This is a genomic window from Streptomyces sp. NBC_00461, assembly GCF_036013935.1.
Taxonomy (GTDB): Bacteria; Actinomycetota; Actinomycetes; order Streptomycetales; family Streptomycetaceae; genus Streptomyces.
Genome location: NZ_CP107902.1, coordinates 9,560,079 through 9,583,623, shown reverse-complemented (window position 1 = coordinate 9,583,623; position 23,545 = coordinate 9,560,079). Strand labels below are relative to the sequence as shown.

Annotated in this window: 18 protein-coding genes and 5 pseudogenes; 13 read left to right on the top strand and 10 right to left on the bottom strand. The window is 68.0% G+C overall.

The annotated features are described in order from the left end of the window. Window positions 1-961 precede the first annotated feature (961 nt). The 4 genes and pseudogenes from OG870_RS48350 to OG870_RS44350 form a co-directional block, all read right to left on the bottom strand. A pseudogene (locus OG870_RS48350) lies at window positions 962-1,150 on the bottom strand (IS256 family transposase); the annotation flags it as partial. A gap of 88 nt (window positions 1,151-1,238) precedes the next feature. Next, window positions 1,239-2,153 (bottom strand): carbohydrate ABC transporter permease, encoded by a 915-nt coding sequence (locus OG870_RS44360; RefSeq protein ID WP_327692131.1) that lies wholly within the window; start codon window positions 2,151-2,153, stop codon window positions 1,239-1,241. Continuing rightward, window positions 2,153-2,998 carry a carbohydrate ABC transporter permease gene (locus tag OG870_RS44355; RefSeq protein ID WP_266588611.1) on the bottom strand — a complete coding sequence of 282 codons (846 nt, stop codon included), beginning with the start codon at window positions 2,996-2,998 and terminating at the stop codon, window positions 2,153-2,155. The genes OG870_RS44360 and OG870_RS44355 overlap by 1 nt, the downstream gene beginning before the upstream one ends. A 62-nt stretch (window positions 2,999-3,060) precedes the next feature. After that, on the bottom strand, window positions 3,061-4,380 hold the full coding sequence (locus tag OG870_RS44350; RefSeq protein ID WP_266587557.1) for an ABC transporter substrate-binding protein: 1,320 nt from the start codon (window positions 4,378-4,380) through the stop codon (window positions 3,061-3,063). Between the two features lie 236 nt (window positions 4,381-4,616). Between OG870_RS44350 and OG870_RS44345 the strand changes: the two genes are divergently transcribed. Both OG870_RS44345 and OG870_RS44340 read left to right on the top strand, forming a co-directional pair. After that, window positions 4,617-5,648, top strand: a complete 1,032-nt coding sequence (locus OG870_RS44345; protein ID WP_266587555.1) for a LacI family DNA-binding transcriptional regulator — start codon at window positions 4,617-4,619, stop codon at window positions 5,646-5,648. Window positions 5,649-5,690: 42 nt separating this feature from the next. Continuing rightward, window positions 5,691-7,997: a glycoside hydrolase family 3 N-terminal domain-containing protein gene (locus tag OG870_RS44340; RefSeq protein WP_266587553.1), complete on the top strand. Its 2,307-nt coding sequence runs from the start codon at window positions 5,691-5,693 to the stop codon at window positions 7,995-7,997. Window positions 7,998-8,146: 149 nt separating this feature from the next. Here OG870_RS44340 and OG870_RS44335 read toward each other — a convergent pair. Then, window positions 8,147-8,701 (bottom strand): annotated as a pseudogene (locus OG870_RS44335) (MFS transporter); the annotation flags it as partial. Window positions 8,702-8,752: 51 nt separating this feature from the next. Next, window positions 8,753-9,355 carry a TetR/AcrR family transcriptional regulator gene (locus tag OG870_RS44330; protein ID WP_266587551.1) on the bottom strand — a complete coding sequence of 201 codons (603 nt, stop codon included), beginning with the start codon at window positions 9,353-9,355 and terminating at the stop codon, window positions 8,753-8,755. 456 nt (window positions 9,356-9,811) lie between these two features. Here OG870_RS44330 and OG870_RS44325 point away from each other — a divergent pair, with 456 nt between their 5' ends. The 5 genes from OG870_RS44325 to OG870_RS44305 all read left to right on the top strand — a co-directional run bounded on the left by OG870_RS44325 (window position 9,812) and on the right by OG870_RS44305 (window position 14,173). Beyond that, window positions 9,812-10,666 (top strand): alpha/beta fold hydrolase, encoded by an 855-nt coding sequence (locus tag OG870_RS44325; RefSeq protein ID WP_266587549.1) that lies wholly within the window; start codon window positions 9,812-9,814, stop codon window positions 10,664-10,666. 464 nt (window positions 10,667-11,130) lie between these two features. Continuing rightward, window positions 11,131-12,087, top strand: coding sequence for an alpha/beta hydrolase (locus OG870_RS44320; RefSeq protein WP_266587547.1), 957 nt, complete (start codon window positions 11,131-11,133; stop codon window positions 12,085-12,087). 147 nt (window positions 12,088-12,234) lie between these two features. Then, on the top strand, window positions 12,235-12,528 hold the full coding sequence (locus OG870_RS44315; RefSeq protein ID WP_266587545.1) for a hypothetical protein: 294 nt from the start codon (window positions 12,235-12,237) through the stop codon (window positions 12,526-12,528). A gap of 2 nt (window positions 12,529-12,530) precedes the next feature. Further along, window positions 12,531-12,959 (top strand): GAF domain-containing protein, encoded by a 429-nt coding sequence (locus OG870_RS44310; protein ID WP_266587543.1) that lies wholly within the window; start codon window positions 12,531-12,533, stop codon window positions 12,957-12,959. Beyond that, window positions 12,956-14,173: a metal-dependent hydrolase family protein gene (locus tag OG870_RS44305; protein ID WP_266587541.1), complete on the top strand. Its 1,218-nt coding sequence runs from the start codon at window positions 12,956-12,958 to the stop codon at window positions 14,171-14,173. Before OG870_RS44310 ends, OG870_RS44305 begins: the two co-directional genes overlap by 4 nt. A 244-nt stretch (window positions 14,174-14,417) precedes the next feature. On the opposite strand, the pseudogene OG870_RS44300 reads toward OG870_RS44305, so the two are convergent. Then, window positions 14,418-15,187 (bottom strand): annotated as a pseudogene (locus OG870_RS44300) (transposase). 63 nt (window positions 15,188-15,250) lie between these two features. Next, the gene (locus tag OG870_RS44295; protein WP_266841888.1) at window positions 15,251-16,129 is read right to left on the bottom strand and encodes a helix-turn-helix transcriptional regulator; all 879 of its coding nucleotides are present in this window, start codon (window positions 16,127-16,129) and stop codon (window positions 15,251-15,253) included. An 89-nt stretch (window positions 16,130-16,218) separates the two neighbouring features. Between OG870_RS44295 and OG870_RS44290 the strand changes: the two are divergent. Next, window positions 16,219-17,669: pseudogene (locus OG870_RS44290) on the top strand (MFS transporter). An 81-nt stretch (window positions 17,670-17,750) separates the two neighbouring features. Beyond that, window positions 17,751-17,879: pseudogene (locus OG870_RS44280) on the top strand (IS5/IS1182 family transposase); the annotation flags it as partial. A gap of 675 nt (window positions 17,880-18,554) precedes the next feature. On the opposite strand, the gene OG870_RS44275 reads toward OG870_RS44280, so the two are convergent. Continuing rightward, window positions 18,555-19,502: an alcohol dehydrogenase catalytic domain-containing protein gene (locus tag OG870_RS44275; protein ID WP_327692130.1), complete on the bottom strand. Its 948-nt coding sequence runs from the start codon at window positions 19,500-19,502 to the stop codon at window positions 18,555-18,557. 126 nt (window positions 19,503-19,628) lie between these two features. Here OG870_RS44275 and OG870_RS44270 point away from each other — a divergent pair, with 126 nt between their 5' ends. The 4 genes from OG870_RS44270 to OG870_RS44255 all read left to right on the top strand — a co-directional run bounded on the left by OG870_RS44270 (window position 19,629) and on the right by OG870_RS44255 (window position 22,489). Next, entirely contained in the window at window positions 19,629-20,255 is a 627-nt protein-coding gene (locus OG870_RS44270; protein WP_266587533.1) for a TetR/AcrR family transcriptional regulator, read from the top strand. Between the two features lie 87 nt (window positions 20,256-20,342). Continuing rightward, window positions 20,343-20,633 (top strand): PCC domain-containing protein, encoded by a 291-nt coding sequence (locus OG870_RS44265; RefSeq protein WP_266588609.1) that lies wholly within the window; start codon window positions 20,343-20,345, stop codon window positions 20,631-20,633. 583 nt (window positions 20,634-21,216) lie between these two features. Then, window positions 21,217-22,287 carry an IS110 family transposase gene (locus OG870_RS44260; RefSeq protein ID WP_443063455.1) on the top strand — a complete coding sequence of 357 codons (1,071 nt, stop codon included), beginning with the start codon at window positions 21,217-21,219 and terminating at the stop codon, window positions 22,285-22,287. Between the two features lie 22 nt (window positions 22,288-22,309). Beyond that, window positions 22,310-22,489: a hypothetical protein gene (locus tag OG870_RS44255; RefSeq protein ID WP_266587531.1), complete on the top strand. Its 180-nt coding sequence runs from the start codon at window positions 22,310-22,312 to the stop codon at window positions 22,487-22,489. Between the two features lie 64 nt (window positions 22,490-22,553). Here the strand turns inward: OG870_RS44255 and OG870_RS44250 are convergent, their stop codons facing one another. Continuing rightward, entirely contained in the window at window positions 22,554-23,534 is a 981-nt protein-coding gene (locus tag OG870_RS44250; protein WP_266587528.1) for an SDR family NAD(P)-dependent oxidoreductase, read from the bottom strand. Between the last annotated feature and the right edge of the window lie 11 nt (window positions 23,535-23,545).

The following is a 23,545-nucleotide window of genomic DNA, read 5'->3' as shown; positions in this document are numbered from 1 at the left end:
GGGAGCCCGTCGGGGAACTGTGAGCCTTCGACGAATCGGGACCGGCAGAGTGGACCCTGGATTCACTGGCAGCGGCAGCGCGGGCCGCAGGGATCGACGTGAGCCGCTCGCAGGTTCGTCGCATCCTGCTCGCCGAGGGCGTGCGCTGGCGCCGCACCCGGTCCTGGACACACTCGAAGGGCCCGGACTTCGTCCCAAAACGACACGGATCATCGGCCTCTACACCCACCCGCCCGACGACGCGACGGTGATTTGCGCCGACGAGCTGGGGCCGGCGATCCCACGGGCCTTCCCGCCCGCACCCGCCTGGTCACCCGACGGGCACCGGATCAAAGCGGAACTCGACTACAGCCGCGGACCGGAGAAGACGTGGGTCTACGGCGGCCTGCGACCCGCCGACGGCCAGGCCGTCACGATGACCGCTTCCTCCCGCAACAGCGTCTTCTACCAGCAGTTCCTGCAACAACTCGAGGACGCCAACCCCGGACTGGGAGATCTGGATCGTCACCGACAACCTGTCCAGTCACAACAGACTGTCCACCCGGGCCTGGCTCGAGGACCATCCCGCAACCGGAATAGGAGCTGCCGGGCCAGATGCAGCCGGGTTTCACCTGAACTGGCGATACGACGACACCTGTTGCACCTGGCAGTGTCAACGGGACCAGTGCTGAGCTGCACGAATCCCCCTCGGCCAGCCTCGCGCCACAGTCGGCTCTCTGGAGAAATCCTGTATTGCACAGTGATCAGGAGGTTCCTGATCGACGAGGCGAGGGGCACTGAGCGCGGAAAGCTTCGCCGACGTATCGCCACCAGCCTCGGTGATGACGCCCGGTTTCGATCAGTTTCCGGCACCTCGCCACGATGGGCACTTGCCTCTCATCGGTCAGGCACCGTCTGGCAAGGCGAACTCGACGAGCTGATCAGGAGCCGCTTGGGAGGTTCGCGGGGTATGGATCACTGCGATCTCGCCTTCCAGTCGGACTCCAGGAGCCGCAGCTGCTGAAGCAGGCCGCCCTCACCGGTCCGCTGCAGACCTTCCGCCTGGGCCCGGTTCACGAATCTCGTCGATCAGCTGGTCGTCCACAGCCCTGGCCGCCACAGCCTTCGAGGACTCGGCAGCCCCGGACTTGGTCACGTTCTCACCAGTCATCTACGCGTATTCCATGATCGGGAGTTGCACCGAGCGTCTTGCAGTCCGCTGTCCCGAGTCGGGTGGAGCCGAGCAGTCCTGTTGCCTCTCACTTGCCGAAGCCGGCGGTGAGTCCGCCGATGAGCTGGCGGCGGCCCAGGACGTAGAGCACGAGGATGGGCAGCGTGGAGAGGACCACTGCTGCCAGGATCGCCGGGACGTTGATGGTGAACTCGCCCTGGAAGCTCCACACGAACAGGGGCAGTGTCCTCTTGTCCGGGCTCTGGGTGAGGATCAGCGGGAAGAGGAAGCCGTTCCAGACGTTCAGGGCGTCGTAGATGACGACCGTGATCAGAGCGGGGCGGGACAGGGGAAGTGCGAGGCTCCACAGCATGCGCCAGTGGCCGGCGCCGTCCGCGCGCATCGACTCGTACAGTTCGTCGGGGATGTCGCGCAGGAAGTTGACCAGGATGATCACGGTCAGCGGGATCGCGAACGCCGCCGAGGGAAGGACGATCGCTCCCAGGGTGTCGTACATCTGTGCCTTGGCGATCAGGTAGTAGACCGGGATGATCGTCGCCTGGAGAGGGATGGCGAGGCCCAGCAGGAAGACGCTGAACGCCCAGCGCAGGGCCCGGCTGGTGCCGCGCACGATCGCGTAGGCCGCCAGGAAGGAGACGACGACGGTCAGCAGCGTCGCGCCGACCGTGACCAGCGTGCTGTTGAGGAGGTAGTGCGTGAAGCCGTTGTCGAGGACCTGCCGATAGTTGTCCAGGGTGGGGTGTGAGGGGACGGAGAGCGGGTTGGCGTCGAAGAAGCCCTCGCGGGTGCGCAGGCTGGTGACGAGGACCCAGTAGACCGGCACGAGGACGATCACCAGCCAGAGCAGTCCGCCCACTGCACCGAGCGGGTTGGCGCGGCGCAGGCTGGTGAGCGGGTTGCGCCGCGGGTGTGCCGGCGGCGGTTCGCCCTGGGGCGGTGTGCTGGGGGAACCGGTGGACGGGGCGTGGGAGAGCAAGGACATCACATACCTGCCTGCTGGCTGCGCATCCGGTTGAAACCGGAGAACCGGGTGAGGGCGAGGGAGACGACGAGTCCTGCCACGACGAGCACCACGGAGATGGCGCTGGCGAGGCCCATCTCGTTGCTCTGGAAGCCCGTGATGTACATGTCGAGCGGCAGGATGCGGGTGGCGTAGCCGGGGCCGCCGCCGGTGAGGACGAAGACCAGGTCGAAGTAGGTGAGTGAGCCGACGACCATCAGCGTCGAGGACGTGACGATGGTGTAGCGCATCTGGGGCAGGGTGATGTGCCAGAACTGGGCGAGGCGGCCCGCGCCGTCGATCGACGCGGCCTCGTAGAGCGAGGCGGGGATCTGCCGGGCTCCGGCTTGGTAGAGCAGGGTGTGGAAGGGCACGAACTGCCAGGTGATGACGAACACCACCGCGTAGAAGGCCAGTTGGGGGTCGCCGAGCCAGTCCTGGCCGAGAATGGGCAGGTTCAGGGCTGCGCCGAGGCCGAAGTTGGGGTCGAGGAGGTTCTTGAAGATGACGGCGATCGCGGCCGTGGAGATCAGCAGCGGGACGAAGTAGAAGACGGCGAACAGGGCGCGGTAGCGCTGTTTTCCGGCGACGAAGACGCCCAGCAGGAGGCTGATCGGGGTCTGCACGATCCAGGAGAACACCATCAGCTTGACGGTGAGCCACAGGGCGTGCCGGGTGACGTCACTGGTCAGTGCCTCGCGCCAGTTGTCTGCTCCCGCCCACGCGGGGCTGCCCAGACCGTCCCAGCGCGTGAAGCTCAGGTAGATCACGATCGCCATCGGCACGAGCGCGAACAGGGCGAACAGCAGCAGCGCGGGCAGGGCCATGAGGAACGGCGGGCCGCCGGCACTGGAACGCGCCGACGGGGCCTTGGATGCGGTGGAGGCGCTCACCCCTGCGCCGCCTTGTCCATCTGGGCGCAGAACTGCTGCGGGCTGATCTGGCCGAGGAAGAGCTGGTCGAGGTGGGTGAGCAGGTCGTTGCCGAGTTCGGGGGTGAGCGCCTGGTCCCAGGAGAGCTGGAAGCTCTTGGCGTCGCGGGCGAGGCCGTAGACGTACGTCGTCCAGTCCGCGTTGTCGGTGGTCTTGAGCTTGGCATCGAGGTCCTTCACCGGCGGGACGTCGCCGTTCTTGAGGAGGCTGTCGATGTAGGTGTCGTTGTAGACGCCGTCCTTGAGGTAGGCCACCGCGGTCTTCTTCTCCTTGGCGCTCGCCTGCGCCGACACGGAGAAGAAGTTGGCCGTGTTGCCGACGATGTTGCTCGCGTCGCCCTTGCCGCCGGAGACGGCCGGGAAGCCGGACCAGCCGAGGTTGCCGGCGGAGACGAACTTCGGCGAGCCGGTCGCCATCGTGCCGTAGGCCCAGCTGCCCTGGAGGATCATCGCGGCCTTGCCGGTGTAGAGCTGGGCCTCGGCCTGGCCGGTGTCGGCGGAGACGGAGGTGAAGCCCTTGGCGAAGCCGCCGGCGTCCACAAGCTGCTTGATCATCTCCGCGGCCTTGAGGACGGCCGGGTCCGACCATGCGCCCTTCTTGCCGGCGGCGATGTTCGCGAAGGTCTCGGGTCCGCCGACGCGGTCGACGAGGTACTCCAGCCACATCAGGTCGGGCCACTTGGAGGCGCCGCCCATGGAGATCGGCGCGATGCCCTTCGCCTTGAACTTCTTCACCAGGGCGAGGAGGTCGTCCCAGGTCCTCGGCGGCTCGGCGCCCACCTTCTCAAGCAGCTGCTTGTTGAAGTACAGGACCACCGGCTGCACGCCGTTGACCGGGACGCCGTAGGTCTTGCCGTCGAAGGTGGTGGACTTCAGTACCGAGGGGAAGATGCGGTTCTTCCACGCGGGGTCGGCGTTCAGATCGGCGGTGAGGTCGGCGACCTTGCCCGCGTCCACATAGGTCTTCAGGCCGCCGCCGCCCCAGTTCTCGAACAGGACCGGCCCGTTTCCGGCGCCCACGGCGGTGCGCAGCTTCTGCTTGTAGGGGTCGTTCTGGAAGTACTGGTAGTTGATCTTGCTGTCGGGGTGCTCCTTGTTCCACTCCGTGGCGGAGGCCCGAAAGGTCGCTTCGGAGCCCTGGGTCAGTGCCCACGCCAGCGCGCCGTCACCGGAGCTGCCACCGGCGGTCCGCCCGCTGCTGCCGCAGGCGGTGAGGGTCAGGGCCAGGACCGCCGCCGAGGCGGTGACCAGGACACGGGAGGGGATTCTCGCGGGCATGGGGAGCTCCTTCGGCTCTTCAGAGGTTCGAATGCGCCGGACGGCTCGTAGGGCTCGCCAGCAGCGCGATACGTGGTTCGAAACTTTTCGAAACCTCTGCGTTTTCTGGCCGACAAATTAGGTGCCAGTTTGAGGCTGGTCAAGATGCTGGTCGAAATAAATTTCTGCTCCAGACCTGCGCTGGACCACTCCGAAACCTTGCGCTACCTTCCCCGTAAACCTTCGAAAGGACCAGCATGGCGAAGAGAGCCGTCGAGCGGACGACCCTGACCGGCATCGCCGAGGCAGCCGGGGTCTCGGTGGCCACCGTGTCGAAGGTGGTCAACGGCCGCAGTGACGTCTCGCCCGAGACCCGGGCCCGCGTCGAGCAGTTGCTGGTCGAACGCGACTACGTGGCCCGTGGTCCGGGGGGCGCGCAGTCGCCGGTACGGACCATCGATCTGACCTTCGACCAGCTGGTCAACCCCAACAACCTGGTGATCACCCAGGGTGTGACGCAGGCCGCGGCCGAGGCCGGTGTCGACGTCGTCATCGGCACCGCGCCCGACGACCCCCTGGGCGCCGCCTGGGCCCGGAAAGTCACGAACGCGGGGCGGGAGGGCGTCATCCTGGTGACGTCCGAGCTGACCGCCCGCCAGCGCGCGCAGTTCGCGCAGCACGGCATCCCGCTGGTGCTCATCGACCCGATGAACGTGCCCGACGACACCGTGCCCAGCATCGGCGCAACGAACTTCAGCGGCGGCATGGCCGCGACCGAACACCTGCTGAAACTCGGCCACCGCCGGATCGCGATGATCGAGGGACGGCATGACGCCGTATGCAACACCGCCCGCCTGCACGGCTACCAGGCCGCACTCAGCGGTGCCGGCCTCACCCCCGATCCCCTCCTCATCAAGCGGGGAGCCTTCCGGTTCGAACCCGCCTACCAGGCCGCCCAGGAGCTCTTCGCCCTCGACGACCCGCCCACGGCCGTCTTCGCCGGAAACGACCTGGAGGCGTTCGGAGTCATCGAGGCCGCCCGGATCCAGGGACTGCGCGTGCCGGAGGACGTCAGCGTTGTCGGCTTCGACGACACCGCCGCCGCCAGCACCTCGGCCCCGCCCCTGACCACCGTCCGGCAGCCCTTCGCCGAGATCGGCCGCGCCGCACTGCGCACCCTGCTCCGGCTCACCGCGGGCGAACCCCTGGACAGCCACCGGGTGGAACTGGCCACCCAGCTCGTCGTCCGGTCCTCCACCGCACCGCCGCCCACCCCTTCGCCTTCCTGAATCACACGCGCCGTCCTGCGACACCACCCCGAGGAACGCACCATGACCACACCTTGGGCCGATCCGGCCTGCCCCCGTACCGACAGGGTCGAGGCCCTGCTCGCGGAGATGACCCTGGAGGAGAAGCTCGCCCAGCTCGGCAGCGCCTGGCCCGGCGTCGAGCGCGTCAGCGGCAACGTGGCCCCGATGCAGGACGTCTTCGCCCGCCACACCGACTTCGAACAGGCCAGCAAGGACGGCCTGGGCCACATCACCCGCCCCTTCGGCACCAAGCCGGTCGATCCCGCCGAAGGAACGCGTAAACTCGCTTCCCTCCAGCGCGAGTTGATGGAGAACACGCGGCTCGGCATCCCCGCCATCGCCCACGAGGAGTGCCTGACCGGGTTCACCGCCTACTACGCGAGCGTCTTCCCCACCCCTCTCGCCTGGGCCGCCGCCTTCAACACAGACCTCGTCGAACGCATGGCCCACGCCATCGGCACCAGCATGCGCCAGGTCGGCGTCCACCAGGGCCTCTCACCCGTTCTGGACGTCGTACGCGACTACCGCTGGGGCCGGGTCGAGGAGACCCTCGGCGAGGACCCGTACCTCGTCGCCACCACCGGCAGCGCCTACGTACGCGGCCTGGAGAACGCCGGGATCATCGCCACGCTCAAGCATTTCGCCGGGTACTCCGCCTCCAAGGCCGCCCGCAACCACGCCCCCGTCTCCATGGGGCCCCGCGAGTTCGCGGACGTCATCCTGCCGCCGTTCGAGACCGCGATACGCGAGGGCGGTGCCCGCTCGGTGATGAACTCCTACGCCGACGTCGACGGCATGCCCGCCGGCGCCGACGCCGGGCTCCTGACCCGACTCCTGCGCGAGGACTGGCAATTCGAGGGCACGGTCGTCTCCGACTACTGGTCCATCGCATTCCTGCGCACCATGCACCGCATCGCCGCCGACTACGGCGAGGCCGGCGCCCGCGCCCTCACGGCGGGCATCGACGTCGAACTGCCCGACACCCTCTGCTACGGCGAACCCCTCGCCGAACTCCTCCGCGCCGGAACCGTCTCCGAGGACCTCGTCGACCGGGCCGTGCGCCGCGTCCTGCACCAGAAGGTCGAACTCGGCCTGCTCGACGCCGGCTTCACCCCGGAGGGCGAGGTCGAGGGACCGATCGACCTCGACCCGCCCGCGCACCGCGCCATCGCCCGCGAACTCGCCGAGCAGAGCATCGTCCTGCTCGACAACCGTGAGAGCCTCCTGCCTCTCGCCGCGGACACGGCGTCCATCGCCCTGGTCGGCCCCTGCGCCGACGACGCCAACGCGTTCTTCGGCTGCTACTCCTTCCCCAACCACGTCCTGCCCCACCACCCCGGGCACGACAACGGCATCGAGACGCTCTCCCTGCTCGACGCCCTGGCCACGGAACTGCCGCGTGCCCTGATCACCTACGAACAGGGCTGCCCCGTCAAGGACATCGACCGTGACGGCTTCGACGCGGCGGTGGAGGCAGCCCGGCAGGCGCAGGTGTGCGTCGCCGTCGTCGGTGACCGTGCCGGCCTCTTCGGCCTCGGCACCTCGGGCGAGGGCTGCGACGCCGAGGACCTTTCGCTGCCGGGGGTCCAGGGCGAACTGGTGGAGGCACTGCTCGCCACCGGCACCCCGGTCGTGCTCCTCGTCGTCTCCGGCCGCCCGTACGCGCTCGGCGCCTACACCGACCGTGCGGCCGCCGTCATCCAGGCGTTCTTCCCCGGAGAGGAGGGCGGCCCCGCCCTGGCCGGGGTGTTCTCCGGGCGGACCACACCTTCGGGCAAACTGCCCGTCCAGATCCCGCGCACCCCGGGCGGCCAGCCCGGCACCTACCTGCACGCCCCGCTCGGCGGCAACACCGAGGGCGTGAGCAACCTCGACCCCACCCCGGCCTACCCCTTCGGACACGGACTGTCGTACACCACGTTCGCCTACGACGGGTTCGAGCTGAGCGCCCAGGAGATCCACACGGACGGCGAGGTCGAGATCAGCTGCCTGGTCCGCAACACGGGCGAGATCCCCGGTTCCGAGGTGGTCCAGCTCTACACGGCCGACCCCATCGCCCAGCTCCCGCGCCCGCTGACCCAGCTGACCGGCTTCGCGCGCGTACGGCTGGCCCCCGGTGAACAACGCAGGGTCACCTTCCGCCTGCACACCGACCGCCTCGCCTACACCGGTCCCGACCTCGAGCGCATCGTCGAACCCGGCGAGATCACCGTCATGATCGGCGCCTCCAGCACCGACATCCGCCTCACGGGCACCATCCACCTCACCGGACCGGTCCGCGAGCCCGGCCACGATCGAGTACTGATCACGCCGGCCGATGTCGGCTGAGCGCAGCGGCTCCGGCCGCGGTGGCTTCCGGTATCAGCCATAGGAGTCCTCAAGTAGGGAGCCTGTGCCCGCAGCCAGGACCGCGAACGCCGTGTACTGCGCTCACGCTCAAATCTGACGGTCGGCGCGGTACGGCTGGTGTCCGAGCGTGAGAGCCCGCGAGTGCGAACCTGCGACTCCGGTACGAACGCCAATACCAGGGCGGTGGAGAGGGCGCCGGCGCCGCTGGAGGCCCGGAACAGCGTGTGCCCGTCGAAGTTATCGGCGATGACCGCGGCGGCGGGCAGGCCGAGGGCGCGGCCCACGCCCAGGGATGCGCTCATGAGCGCGGTGGCGGAGCTGAGTCGCTCCGGGGGCAGCTCGTCACGCATGATGCTGATGCCGAGCGGGACGACGCCGGCAGCCATTCCCTGCAGCGCCCGTCCGACGATCATCGGCGTCAGTGAGTCGCCGAGGGCGGCGATGACCGAGCCGGCCACCAACACGACCAGGCTGACCAGAAGCATGCGGCGCTTGCCGACCGTGTCTCCCAGTCGGCCCATCACGGGGGTGGCAACGGCGGCCGCGAGCAGTGTGGCGGTGATGGCCCAGGAAGTGTTCGACGGCGAGGCTCCCAGGTGCTTCGGAAGGTCCGGGACGATCGGGATGAACAGGGACTGCATCAGCAAGAACACGACCCCGCCCCCGCGCACGCGCCGCCGCATCTCCGCGGTGACTGCGCGGACGTGCGCTCTGCATCGGTGACGGCGGCAGCTCTACGGCCGCAGCAGGTACCGGCACGCCATGTCGCTCAGGGAAGCGAGGAAGGCGTCGTCGTCGGCCTCGGCGTCGGCGATGGCCGGTCCGTACGCCACGCGGACGACGAGTGTGGAGAAGACGGTGGTGTACGCGGCCCGCACGGCCGACTCCGGGTCATCGTGGTCCATGTGCTCGCCGACCTCGAGCAGGACGTCGGTGAAGAGCCGGCCGAGCTCTGCGCTGTAGGCAGCACCGCGTCGGTGGATCTCCGGGTGCGCTCCGGAGATGAGGATCACCGCTCGCAGCAATGCGGCATGCCGGCCGAAGATGTCGGCGACCGCGCACACCGCCCGCTCCACGAGCCGGTCCGGCGACAGGTCCCGCCAGTGCCCAGCGTCGGCGAAGACCGAGTGGTCGGCCCGGACACGGGCCAGCCCGTGCTCGTAGACGGCGAGGAACAGAGCGTCCTTGCTGTCGGTCCGGGCATAGATCGCCCTCGGCGCCACCTGGGCACGGTCGCACACTGCCGCGATCGTGAATGCCTCGTACCCGCCCTCCTCCAGCAGTGCCACCCCAGCGTCGAGCACCCGTGCCCACGCCTCCCGACTGCGTTTCTGCAACGGCGGCCTGATCGCGAGGGGATCGCCAGCGGCGTTATCAGCCGATGTGGACGACGTCACCGATGGGTTCCCTCCGATGCGCGGCAACCGCCGCCGAACAGTTACTTGACAGAACCGTAGCAGGCGCTACCCTCTTGATTTAATCGTAGCGCTCACTACGCTTTGGTCATTTCTACTGCCGGAGGACCTTCATGCTGATCGCATTCGGCAGTGTCCGCGCCCTTCCCTGACCTAAGACCAGGCCGTCCACGCCCCCAACCGCGACCTGCGGATCTCCACCCCCCAACGAGGGCGCCACCAAGCACATCGGGCTAGATCCACCTCGCGCCCTTCAGCACCTTGATCACCGACTGGATCGCCGACACCTTCGCCGTGGCGACGACGTGACCGCACTCGGCAGAGGGATAACAGCCAGATCCCTGCCGCATCGCGCACCACTACCTTCTAAGGAGTCTCATGTTCGCCAAAATCAACGGTATTGATCTCTTCTTCGATGTCGTCGGATCGGGTCTCTCCGTAATGGAGAAGAGTCTCGAATCGAAGCCGGTGCTGTTCGTTCACCACGGGGGCCCGGGAGGCGATCACAGCCTTTTCCGACCGTGGCTCGACGGCCTGCAGGATACGGCGCAGATCGTCTACTTCGACCACCGGGGCACAGGACGATCCAGCCGCGCAGACGTCAGCACCTACACGCTGGAACAGATGGCCGACGACATCGAGGCGCTGAGGCTCTATCTCGGGATCGAGGCGCCTGTGCTGCTTGGCGCCTCATTCGGCGGCATGGTCGCTCTGCAGTACGCCGTCCGCTATCCCGATTCGTTGTCGAAGCTGATCCTGGCCGACACGGCGCCGAGCAACGAATATTACGCGCTCTCGATGAAACAAGTTGCCGAGGTGGCCAGCACAGAGCAGATGGAGCTGATAACAGCTCTATTCGGGGGGACCATTACCCCTGAGAAGTACGCCAGGTGGGCCGAAGTCGTCGGGCCCCTCTACTACCGTACGGTCCCGCCGCTGGCCGAAAGGGAAGCTGCGGACGCACGCGTAATAGCCGGACCCGAGGTAGCTGAACACGTCATGAAGCACGAACTGCCTTCTTATGACGTCCGCGCACAGCTGGGCGCCATCCACATTCCAACCCTTGTTGTCACGGGTAGGTATGACTGGGTCACACCGCCATCACAGTCGGAAGAAATCGTGAAGGGGATTCCCCATGCGAACTTGCACATCTTTGAGAACTCCGGTCACAACCCTTTGGTGGAAGAGACTCAGGAATTCCTCCAGACCATCTCTCGATTCATTCAGTCATGAGACAAGAGAATCAGATGAACACGGTTTCTCTGATCACAAACACCGACCTCATCGATGGTCTTGGGGCGTTCCCAAAGCCGGCACAGCATCCTGATGGACGCAGGCCGCCTCGCCTGGATCGGCCAGGGCAAGAACGCCCCCTCCATCGGCGGAAAACCCGCAATTGAAGGCAATGTCGCTCTCTGATTCCCGGCCTCATCAACTCTCATGTTCACTTGGCGAATGATGGCCCCGCCGGCCTCTTCGAGCAGGCTTCCAACCCATGCACCGTCACCACCGTGCGTGACTACGGTGGTGCGAACGGAATCGCTACCGAGTTGGGCAAAGCGGCCGAGGCTGGCCCCTCGTCGAAGGTCCCCGAATCGTGGCAGCCGACCGGGTCATCACCATGACGGGCGGCCCGGTCACTTCATGGGAGCACTCGCAGCCTCGAGAGCTCGCACCGAATACAAAGGAGCAACGCTATGACTCGAGTTCCGTATGATTCCGAGCTTCAACCCACAGCCGAGCAGTTCATGGCCACCTACGGTCCGACCATGCCCGCGCACGTTGTCCCATTTGCGCGGTCCCTTTTCGAACAGCAGGTGCCAGGGCTGGACGAGCTCGTCGCCGGTCGCCAAGTCTCCGCACGCACCATCGAAGTCCCAGGTGATGAAACTGGTCCCGCATCCGCCATGACGATCTTTTCGCCGGAGTCGACCGCTGCTGGTTGCGGAGTGTTCTACATTCATGGCGGAGGGATGGTGATGGGGCATCGGCTAGGCGGCGCGGACGACCTCGTCACCTTGGCGGAGCAGTTGCAAGTGCCGGTTTTTACCATCGATTACCGGCTTGCACCGGAGGACCCATATCCAGCGGCCGCGAACGATGTACGACGTACCTGGCTCTGGGTGGTTGAACATGCAGCTGAGCTCGGCGTTGACCCAAGCAGCCTGATCCTCATGGGCGGCAGCGCCGGCGGAGGGTTGGCGGCCGGACTAGCTCTGCGTCTACGGGACGAAAAATTGCAGACGCCTCTGGCGGTCTGTCTACTTTCACCCATGCTCGACGATCGGAATGACTCCGTTTCCAGTCACGACTACGATGGCACCTCGTTGTGGGACCGCGGCTCCAACCTGATGGCATGGGAAGCCCTCCTGGGTGCGGAGCGGTCAACGGTTTCCGCATACGCGGCACCAGCACGCGCCACAGATCTCTCCGGGCTGCCATCCACATATCTTGAAGTTGGTTCGTCCGAGGTATTCCGCGATGAGGTCACTGAATTCGCATCGCGACTGTGGGCCGCCGGCAACCTGGCCGAACTGCACGTGTGGGCCGGCGGTTTCCACGGGTTCGCCACCTTCGCACCACAAGCGCGGGTGAGCGTGGCATCCCTCACGACTCGTAACGATTGGCTGCGCAGGACGCTCCTGTCCCGATGAACCCCCACTCACGCATCCGAACTCCTGAAGAGGCAGGAGAAATCGGCAGGACGGCCACCCTGATCGCCATTTCGTCGTGCCGCCGTTCGACGACGGCCGGCGGATCACGCAGTTCGTCACCGCGCTGCCGATCGTCATGCTGCTGTGGTGGCGGTCGCTGTGTACTCCTACAGGCCTGAGGTCTTCCCGACCTGGATCCGCGCCAGCGACACCGGCCTGTCCGGCGCGTTCGGCCGGGTCGGCAGCATCCTCGCGCCGACGATCATCGGACTGTCCTCGGCGAGCCTCGGGTTCGCCGGCGTGTTCGGCCTGACGACGGCCGTCCTGGAGGCGGGCGTGCTCTGCGTGCTCGTCTTCGGCCTGTCCACCGCAGGCCGGCCCCTGGAGGAACTGGCCGAACACGGCGCGCCGAAGGCCGCCGCGAAGGAGATGAGGGAGTGAGTGTGTCCACTGTGAAGGAACGGGTGCGCGACGCGATCGGCGTGCGAATGTTCACGGTGCTCGCGTGGGTGCCGGAGCGCCGAGCGCTGCGGCGGGTGCACAGCCGCCACCCGGTGGAGCACCCGGTGGGCGGGGAGAAAACCGTCGTGGTGGCCGTCGGCTGGCTCGAGGAGTGCATCGACGCGCAGCAGCCGTACTTCGGGCCGGACCGCGCGGCGGTGCGGGAGATCTTCGCCGACGACGACCTGATCGAAGGGCTCGGCTGCGGCTCGATCATCAACGTCCCCGTGATCGCCGATGGCCGGACGCTCGGGGTGCTCAACATCCTCGACGCGGAAGCCACCTACGACGACGATGCGGTGGTGGTGGCCGAATCGCTCGCGCCGCCGGCCGTGTCCGCCCTGCTCAACCTGGAGAAGGAGAACCGGTGACCGGATCCCTGGTGCTGCGCAATGCCCGCCTGCTCGACCCGCTGTCCGGGGAGTACACCGAAGGCGATCTGCGGTGTGATTCCGGCCGGATCGTGGAGGCGGGGCCCGGTCTCGCCGCGGCCGACGTGCGTTCGATCGACGTCCGGGGCGCGGTCGTGCTGCCGGGGCTGGTCGACGCGCACGTGCACGTCACGGCGTCGACCGCGGATCTGGGCTCGCTGCCGTCGTTGTCACCGTCCTATGTGGCCGCTCATGCCGCGCGCACGATGAGCCGGATGCTCGACCGCGGATTCACCACGGTCCGTGACGCGTCGGGTGCCGACTACGGCCTCGCCGACGCCCAGGCGGAGGGGCTGTTCCGCGGCCCGCGACTGCTGTTCTGCGGGCGCGCGCTGAGCCAGACCGGCGGGCACGGCGACAGCCGCACCCGCGGCACGCAAGCGAAGGACGACCACCCGTGCTGCGCGGGCCTGGGCCGGGTGGCCGACGGCGTCGACGCGGTCCGCGCGGCCGCCCGCGACGAGCTGCGCAAGGGCGCACACCACATCAAGGTGATGGCGTCGGGCGGCGTCGCATCCCCGACCGACCGCATCGACTCCACGCAGTACTCGGCTGAGGAGCTGAGCGCGATCGTCGAGGAAGCGTCAGCGGCGAACCGCTATGTGGCAGCGCACGCGTACACCGCCCGAGCTGTCAACCGCGCTTTGGAACTGGGCGTCCGTTCGATCGAACACGGCAACCTGCTGGACGACCGGAGCGTTTCGCTGTTCCTCGCCCACGAGGCGTTCTTGGTGCCGACGCTGGTGACGTACTGGGCGCTGAAGGAGGAGGGCCGCGACCACGGACTGCCGGAGTCCAGCTGGCGCAAGGTCGACGAGGTCCTGGGCGCAGGCATGGCGGCCCTGGAGCGCGCGGCTCGTGGCGGCGTGAAGCTGGTGTACGGGACGGACCTGCTGGGCGGGATGCACCGCCACCAGAACCACGAGTTCCGCCTGCGCGGCGAGGTCCAGACCCCGCTGGAGGTGATCCGCTCGGCAACGTCGACGGCGGCGGAGTTGCTGAACCTGACGGGGGAGATCGGGACATTGGCCGTGGGCGCGCACGCGGACCTGCTGGTGGTGGACGGAGATCCGTTGGCCGACCTCGGGGTTCTGGCGGAGCCGAAGCACTTCCGTCACATCATCCAGGGCGGTGCGGTGGTTTCCGGGACCTGACACCCGAGGCACCCCGGACGGGTGTGCAGCTGTCGGGTAATGCACGTGCGGGCCCACTGATGACCCTTTGGTGCTCACCCTGTAGAGAGGGAAGTTCCGGGTACGTCGGGGGTGCCGCCGCTGCCCCGCGGTCCATCTGGCGCACTCGCGCCTGCACGACGGCAGGCGGAAAGTCAAAGTGATGGGCCTGAGCGTTGTCCCGTAAATGATCTACGACGTGCTCGTTGAACTGCCCGCTTCTTCGTCACCTGGCGACGGTGAGGTTGTGCAGGCGGGCGGTGCCGAGCATTGCGTGGTGAACGCCGTCGCCCTTGAGGCGGCAGTCGCGGAGGATCTTCCAGGTCTTCATACGGGCAAAGGTGTGCTCGACGCGGGCACGAACCTTGCGGTGGGTGGTGTTGTGTTCCTCTTTCCAGGCCGGGAGTTGGGCTTGGCCGGGTTCGCGGCGGTGCGTGATGACCAGGCCAGTTCCTCGGTAGCCGCCGTCCGCGATCACTGTGGTCCTGCCGACGGCGGCCTTGGCACCGGACAGCTCCCACGCCTTGCAGTCGTTGCGGTTGCCGGGCAGCGGCCGGCCGACCGCGACGACGAGCCGGGTGACGGCGTCGATGACGACCTGGTGGTTGGTTGAGTACCGGTAGTTTTTCGACTGCTCGGCGACCTGGTGGTCGCGGGTGGGGACCAGGGTTCCGTCGACGATCAGCACGGTGTCTTTACGGAACCGTCTGCGTTGCTGGAAGGCAAGCGCTGGCCCGAGCTGGCCGATGATTCGGTCAGCCGAGGACTTGGACACTCCGAACAGCAGGGCCAGTTGGCGCAGGGTCAGGTTCCTCCGCCAGTAGACGGCGACCAGGAGCACTCGGTCCTCCAGCGGCAGGCTCCACGGCCGGCCCTTGCGCACCGGATCCGCACCCTCACGCCGCAGCGCAGTGACCAGCTTGCTCAACTGACGTGGGCTCAGCCCGGTGAACGGGTTGTCCAAGACGGCTCCGACGCCGTGATCACACCGGCCACCGCAGGATCGTCTCACCTGCCGGGGAGGCAGTTGGCAAGTCGGCGTGGATTCAATCGAGACCGCTATCCCGCCATGGGGTACATCGCCCCGCGCCGGCCCTCCGGCGACGCCAGCCACTCCAGCTTGCCCGCGATGTCCGCCTCGTCCAGAGGAGTGTGCAGCACAATCGACAGATCCGGCCGCGCCGGAAGCCTCATCACGCTGGACTCGAAGCACAGCAGCCCCAGCACCGGGTGGTCCATCTCCTTGCGGATCTGCCCGGCCTCCTCGATGTCCCGCCGCTCCCACAGCTCGGCGAACTCCGCGCTCGCCCCCTTCAGCTGGGCGGCCACCGCCTGGAATCCCTCGTCGTCCGGGCTGGCCAGGCAGGCGGCCCGGAACTGCGCGACGACCGTGCGCGCGTTCTGCTCCCAACTCCGCGCACGGGAGCGGTACATCGGATCGGTGAAGAAGTCGACGAGGCAGTTCTGCGTGATGCCGGGCCGCATCCCGAGGACCGTCGCGGCCGCCTCGTTGAACAACACGGTGTTGTAGTACAGGTCCATGATGTGCGCCGGATACGGCATCCACGTGTCGATCAGCCGCTGAAGTCCCTCGCGGATGTCCCACTGCCCGTCCGGCTCGATCTCGGGTACGGGCGGGGTCATCCCGGCGAGGACGTAGAGATGGCGGCGCTCGGCGTTGCTCAGCCGCAGGACGCGGGCGACGGAGTCGAGGACCTGCGGGGAGACCGAGATGTTCCGGCCCTGTTCCAGCCACTGGTACCAGGAGGCGCCGACACCCGCGAGCACCGCGACCTCCTCGCGGCGCAGCCCCGGAGTGCGGCGGCGGGCGCCACCGTCCGGGAGTCCGGCATCGGCCGGGGTGACCCGGGCCCTCCGGCTCATCAGGAACTCGCGCAGCTCGCTACGCCGCCGGGTCTTGAGCGCGTCCCCGGGCATGGACCGGTCCTCCTCGTGTCCTGGTGGTGTCACCACCAGGACAACCTGCCGCTTCCCACGGCTATTCCGCCGGGCGCAGGCTCTTGCCCATGGCGATCGACACCACTTCCGACCCCTCACGGCTCGACACTCCGCGAATGTCGACGCGCGACAAACTCGTCCTGTTCGTCCTGTGCGCCGCCCAGTTCATGGTGGCCCTCGACTTCTCCGTGCTGAACGTGGCGCTGCCCGTCCTCGGCGCCGACCTCGGCATGAGCCAGTCGACGTTGCAGTGGGCGATCACCGCGTTCGCGCTGCCGTCCGGCGGCTTCCTGCTCCTCTTCGGCCGCGTTGGCGACCTGTACGGCCGCCGACGGCTGTTCCTGACCGGACTAGCCCTGTTCGGGGCGGCCTCGTTGCTGGCGACCTTCGCCTGGGACCCGGCGTCGTTCCTGACCGGGCGGGCCCTGCAGGGGATCGGTGCGGCGGCCATCATCCCGACCGGGATGTCCCTGCTCACCACGACTTTCGCGGAGGGGCCGGCCCGCGACCGCGCCCTCGGTATCTCGGGCACGCTGCTCTCGCTCGGCTTCACCGTCGGCATGGTGGCCGGCGGTGTCCTGACCGATGTACTGGGCTGGCGCTCCACCATGGGTGTGCTCGCCCTCTTCGCGCTGATCGTCCTGCCCCTGGCCCCTGGTCTGCTGCCGGAGTCCCGCACCCCTGAGCGCCCGCGCCTGGACGTGCCCGGCGCGGTCACCGTCACCGGTGGTCTGCTGTCGGTGATCTACGCCCTGTCGACGGCCGCCGACCGCGGATTCGGCCACGCCGACGTCATAGCCACTTTGGCCACGGGCCTGGCGCTGCTCACCGCGTTCGCGCTCATCGAATACCGCACCGAGGAGCCCCTGTCTCCCTGCCGATGCTGCGCCGCCCCACCGTGGCGTGGGGCAATCTCGGCGGCCTGGTCACCTTCTCGATGATGTCGACGCTGGTGTTCGTGCTGACCCTGTACTTCGAGGAGACCCTGGACCTGTCCGCCTTCCGGACAGGACTGATCTTCGGCGTGGCGGGCGTGCTGTCGGCGGTCGCCGGGGCCTACGCCTCCAAGGTCATCGGCCGCTTCGGCGCCCGCCGCACGCTCGTCGGCTCGCTCGCCGGGCAGGGTGTGCTGACCGGGGCACTGCTGGGCCTTGACACCCACGCCTGGTCGGTGTGGCTCGCGACGGCCGCCATCTCCCTGGCGTGCGTGTGTCACCTCGGTGTGATCGTCTCCTACGGTCTGACGGTCACGTCGGGAGTACCGGACGCGGAGCAGGGCCTGGCGACCGGTCTGGTCACCTCCACCCAGCAGGTCGCCATCACCATCGGCATCCCGCTCCTGGGCGTCCTCGCCACCACCTCGTCGGACCTGCTGACGGGCCTCCACACGGTCCTCGCGGTGGAAACGACGGTCGTACTGGCGGCGGCCGTACTCGTCGCCCTCGGCCTCCGGGGCCGTAGGACGAACGCGAAGGCAGTCCCAGGAGCGGCCGAGGTGGAGGCACTCGACGCGCGGTAGGCCGGCCACGACCAGGTCGTACGAGTCCTCGATCAGCTCAAGCTGTGAGGGCGTCAATACCCTCGCGTTGCTGTCTGTCCTCGCGGTCCACACGCCTTCGCTCGCATGAAGACCTGGAAGATCCTGCGCGACTGCCGTCTGAAAGGCGACGGCGTCCACCACGCCATGCTCGGTATCGCCCGCCTCCACGACCTCACCCTCGCCGGTTGAGCGGGAAACAACGCTGGTCAACCAGCATGCTTTAGATCATTTACGGGACAACGCTTAGGGCTCGCAGAAGAACAACATGCGGGCGCGTGGCGCGCTGACCCGCGAGGTCAAGTCTCAAAACCCGCGAGTTACTTCTCTGCACGCCCTTAAGTGTCAACTACCGATCCTGGTCACACCGATTGTGACACCTCGATGCACGTGGCTCGGGCCGCGTGCATCGGTCCCTGGGGTACGGGACTCCGAGGTCCATGCCGCTGCCGGTGCCGATCGGTGGCTGCCGCCAGGCGAGGCTCATCTGCGCGCCGGACTCGGCTCGTGCCGTTGCCACGAGGGCCGCATGGGGGCCCGCGACGGTTGTGGCCTCGATCTGGAGCCCTGCCTGGTGGAAGGCCATGCGAGCGAGTAGGCCGCTGAACTCGTCGGTCAGTTGTTGTCGTACGGCGGAGGAGGACTCGGGGCGGCGCCGTATGCGGTACGGCATCTCCAGGTACTCCTCGTCCGCCGTCAGCGCTTCGGCGAAGGTCGTCGCACGGCGCTCCTTTCGTATGGCCCGCTGCTTGAGGACGTAGGATCTCGCCTCCGCCCCACGTGATACAGACTTTTGACCGGGTGTGAGTCGGGCTGCCAGGGTGGGGCCCGATCAAGCGGGGCGGGGCGGTCAGTCCTCGTTGTGGCTCAGAACAGCAGGACGGGACGGCCCCGTACGCCGCCGGCTTCGAAGAGCCGGTGCGTCGCTTCCGCCTGGTCGACGGGAAAGGTCGCCGCGACGCGGAGCGTGAGGATGCCGGCCTCGGCCTGGTCGCGCAGTTCCGTCAGGGCCGCCGTGTCCCGGACCCGGTTGTGCACGAACACGGGGCACCAGCGCACACCACGGTCCGCGGTCCCGGTGAACCCCTTGACACTCGCGATGCTTCCGCCGTCGCGTACCGCTGCGGTCACCGCGTCGTTCATCACCGCGCCGTCGATGATCCCGTCCGCGCCACCGGGGCACAGATCGCGGACCCGTTCGGCGAATTGGTCCCCGCGTGGGAGCACGTGATCGGCGCCCAGGCCGATGACGAGGTCCCGGTCCATCTGGGCCGCGTCGGCGATCACCGTCAGCCCGGCGGCCTTGGCCAGTTGCACCGCATAACCGCCTACCGCACCGGCCGCGCCGGTCACCACGACGGTTGCTCCTGGCGCCGGCTCAAGGGCATCCAACGCCATCCGCGCGGTCAGCGCGTTCATCAGCAGGGTCGACGCCGCCGCCGGGCCGGCCCCCTTCGGTGCGCGGACCACCGATTCCGCCGGCGCCACCACGTACTCCGCCTGCGCACCCAGCGCCAGTTTCGGCACCAGCAGACCGATCACCTCGGCGCCGGCCGCCAACTCGGCGCGCACTCCCTCGCCGACCTCATCGATCACCCCGGCCGCGTCCCACCCCACCACGTACTTCTCGGCGGGCGGAAACCATTCGAGGCTGTACTCGGCGACGACCCCGAGCCGCGCGTTGACATCGGACGAGTGCACAGCGGCGGCGGCCACCTTGATCCGCACCTGTCCGGGCCCGGCATGCGGCTCCGGCAGATCCAGAACCCGCATGACCTCCGGGCCGCCGAACTCGGTGAAACCCACAGCTTTCACTACGCCACCTCACGATCAAGTTGATCATTTCAGAACCCGATACAAGTGCGTTCCGGGTTTATGGAAGACGCTAACAGAGCCGATAAGCTCGATACAAAGTGGTCCTAGTGCGAGAAGAGAGCAGGCATGCCCGATCCCAGTGCGCGACTGCGCCGTCCCCCCGGCGCCTCGGGCCCTCCACGTGACCCCGCCCGGGATGCCCAGATCCTGCGCGCGGCCAGCGAACTCCTTGCCGAGGGCGGATATCCGGCGCTGACCATGGACAAGGCCGCGGCACGAGCGGGAGTGGGCAAGGCGACCGTGTACCGGCGCTGGAGGTCCCGCGCAGAGCTTGCCGCCGAGGCGCTGGACCACGCCGGTCTCACCGACGACCTCGTCCCGGTCACGATCGGCCGCGGCCAACTCCGCGCGGAACTCATCGCGACCATGACCCGCGCCACCCGGAACCCGGACCACTCTCGCATCGACCTGCTCTCAGCCCTGCTCGACACAGCTCGCCAGGAACCCGAACTGTGCAGCCTCATCCGCCACCGCTACATCGACTCCCTCCACCGAGCCGTCGAGGGCGTGCTGGCACACGCGGTGGAGCGCGGCGACCGGCCCCCCGGCCGGACCTACCCGTCAGGAGACCACCCGATCGCGGTCTCCGCCGCCCTCGCTCTCCTGCTCCACTGGCAGCTTGTCCGCGGCCGGCAGATCAGCGACGACGACATCGCAGCGATCGTCGACGGCATTCTCATGCCTTCGCTCTGACGAACCCGTACAGCGGCCACCGGCAAGCGACGCCGCCCGCGCGTCAACTCACCTTCGAAGAACGGGTGAACCGATTCCCCCGATGAGCTGAACCGCCAGGCCGCCAAGGCCGGCATCACCGACGCCGCGATCGTCTCCCTGATCGGGGCCGCCGACTCCTTCACCGTCTCGACCATGTCCGAAGGCGACGCGCTCAAGGACACCATCACCAAGTACCGCCTGCCCGGCGAGATGACCGGCTCCGGCGAGATCCGCAACGGCTCCGCCCACGTCCACGTCGTCATGGGCGTCGAAGGCGACCGTGCCATCGCCGGACACCTCCACGAAGCCGTGATCGGCACCCACTTCGCCCGCGTCTGCGTCATCCCCGTCAGCTGACCGGCCCCGGGTCAGGTGCCCGTGCCGGCCCCTCGGTCCCGTTGACCAGCCAGCCGCGAGAGCTTTGCGCTCGGCGACGTGGACGCCGCCGTCGACGTCGTCGCGCGCGCCGTCGAACAACTCGGCGGCGCCGACTCCGTCCGCGGCACCAGCACCCTGGCGGACCTGCGCGGACAGCTCGCCGCTCACCACACGGACCGCCCCGTCGCCGACTTCCTCGACCTCACCGCACAGGCCCCGGTTCAGGCGACCAGCCGGCTGCCCGACCGCCTGCCCGTCCGGGCGGCCCTCTTGCAGGACCGCGAAGAAGATAACTGTGAGAGTTGTTCTGCGGCCCGGGATGGGTTGCTGCCAGGCTCGGCGTTCGTGATCCGGCATGACTCGCAAAATAACTGGCGCCCCGTCAGGGACTGCCGTTTCCCCGAGATGTCTGTCGGACGCGGGCGTCGGCCTGGCCCACCCGTTGGCTTGATCAGCAGCTTGTCCGCCGCCTCACGGCGTGACTCATCACAGTTCCGCCACGTGGTGACTCCACCCAGGCCGACGCCGACTACGGCCATCCGCCTCGGAGGAGAACGACCGCGTGACCATGCTCGCAGAACAAGTCGATGGCGTCATCGGCGTCGACACCCACCGCGACACGCTAGCCGCAGCCGCCGTCAGCCCCATTGGCGCCGTGCTGGAGACCACTGACGCACCCGCATACGCCCGCGGCTACCAGCGCCTGTTGGAGTTCGCCCACCAGCACGTTCCTGGTCGGCGCTGCTGGGCTCTCGAAGGGACCGGCAGCTACGGTGCCGGCCTCGCCGCCTTCCTCAAAGACGCCGGTGAGCAGATCATCGAGGTCTGCCGTCCCAAGCGGCCACCGGTGCGCGGAGGCCGCAAAACAGACATGCTCGACGCTGTCCGCGCGGCCCGCGAGGCACTGGCCACCGAGCACGTCATCCAGCCCCGCATGCGCGGAGCGCGCGAGGCGATGCGCGTGCTGCTGGCCACCCGGCAGCGCGCCGTTCACGCCTCCACAGCGGCGATCAACCAGCTCAAGGCGCTGATCATCTCCGCGCCGGACGACCTCCGCGCCGATCTACGTCGACTCAACCGGCCGGCGCAGATCACCCGCAGTGCTGGCCTTCGTGACCGTCCCGCGCTGTCCACCGAGCACCGCATGACCATCCGCGCCCTGCGCTCGACCGCGCAGCGCGTCCGCCACCTGCAGGCCGAGGCTCGTGATCTGGAGAACGAAATCCTCCAGATCGTCCGCCAACAAGCGCCCGAGCTCCTGGAGTTGCTCGGCGTCGGTCCGATCACCGCAGCGCAGATCCTGGTCAGCTGGTCGCATCCGGGCCGCTTCCGCTCCGAGGCCGCCTTCGCGTCCTTCGCCGGTGTGGCCCCAATCCCGGCTTCCTCGGGCCTGACGAACAAGCACCGACTCAACCGGGGCGGCGACCGCCAGCTGAACCGAGCGATGCACACGATCACCCTCATCAGGATGAGGCTGGACCCCACCACGAAGACGTACGTCGCTCGCCGGATCAGCGAGGGCAAGAGCTCCCGCGACGCCCAGCGATGCCTCAAACGCAACGTCTGCCGCCAGATCTTCAAGATCCTCGAACGAAGGACCCAGCCGAACGGAGAGCTTCCTCAAGCGGCTTGACACGACATAGCAGCCTCGGGGGGTGCGACAGATCGGTGGCCAGGTGGGTCTGTCGCACGAGAAGGTCGGCTACCGGCTCGCCCAGCGCGTGGGCAGGGACGAGCAGGCCGAGGAGACCTCCTGGATCGTTGGAGGCGGTTTCGGGCTTGGCGGTGGAGCGGAGCGGTGGCCCTGGACCTCGCCCGGCAGGGCGAAGCTGTAGCGGCCGTGTGTTGTGCCCAGTGGCAAGGCTGTGATCAGCCGCGATGGCGACCTGCTACGGGAGATCAGGCTCCGGCGGACGCGGAACCCGTCTGCTGAAGCCTGCGCGCCAGCACGGGGCGGCCCTCGTCCATCACGCTCTCGGGAAGGTCATAGCCGTGCTCGTCGGACTCGATGTCGGCGAAGTGCTCGGCGATCTCCTCCGCGGTGGCCGGACGCTCCAGCGGGCCGAACCAGCCGTGTGTCACCGCGGGGACGACCTTGGCGAATCGCCCGCCGGTGGCCGAGTAGAACCCGCGCGTGGCCGTGTTCTGCTCGCTTGCGAGGTAGACCACGACGGGCGTGACGTAGGAGGGATCATGGGTGGGTGCAAGGACGGCCGCGTCCGGGTGGACCTCTCCGACCATCTCGTCGTGCCACTGCCGGCTCATCTCCTGCGCCAGCCGGGTGCCGGCGGTGGGGAGCACGGCGTTGACGAGAATGCCGTGCTTGCGCCCTTCCCAGGCGAGGCAGTTGGTGAGGCCGAGCAGACCGGCTTTGGCCGCGCCGTAGTTGGTCTGCTCCGGGCTGCCGAAGGCGCCGGAGGCCGATGACGTGAACACTATGCGCCCGTAGCCCTGACGCTGCATGACACGGTAGGCGGGCTGAGTGACGTAGAACGCCGCCTTGAGGTGCACGTCGATGATGTCGTCGAGCTCGGCGTCCCCCAGGTCCTCGAATACCTTGTTGCGCAGGAACCCGGCGTTGTTGACGACCGCGTCGATGCGGCCGAAGTTGTCCATCGCGCACTCGATGATCGCCTGGCCGCCCGATCGGGTGCTGACGGAGTCGTAGTTCGCCACGGCACGCCCGCCGGCGGCCCGGATCTCGGCGACGACCTCGTCGGCGGCGCTGTTCGAGGCGCCCGCCCCGAACCCGGTGCCCCCGAGGTCGTTGACGACCACTGCCGCTCCCCGGCGGGCGAAGTCCAGGGCGTGTTCCCGGCCGAGTCCTCGGCCGGCGCCCGTGATCGCGACAACACGATCGGTGAAGGTGATCTGGGACATGGATGCTCCTG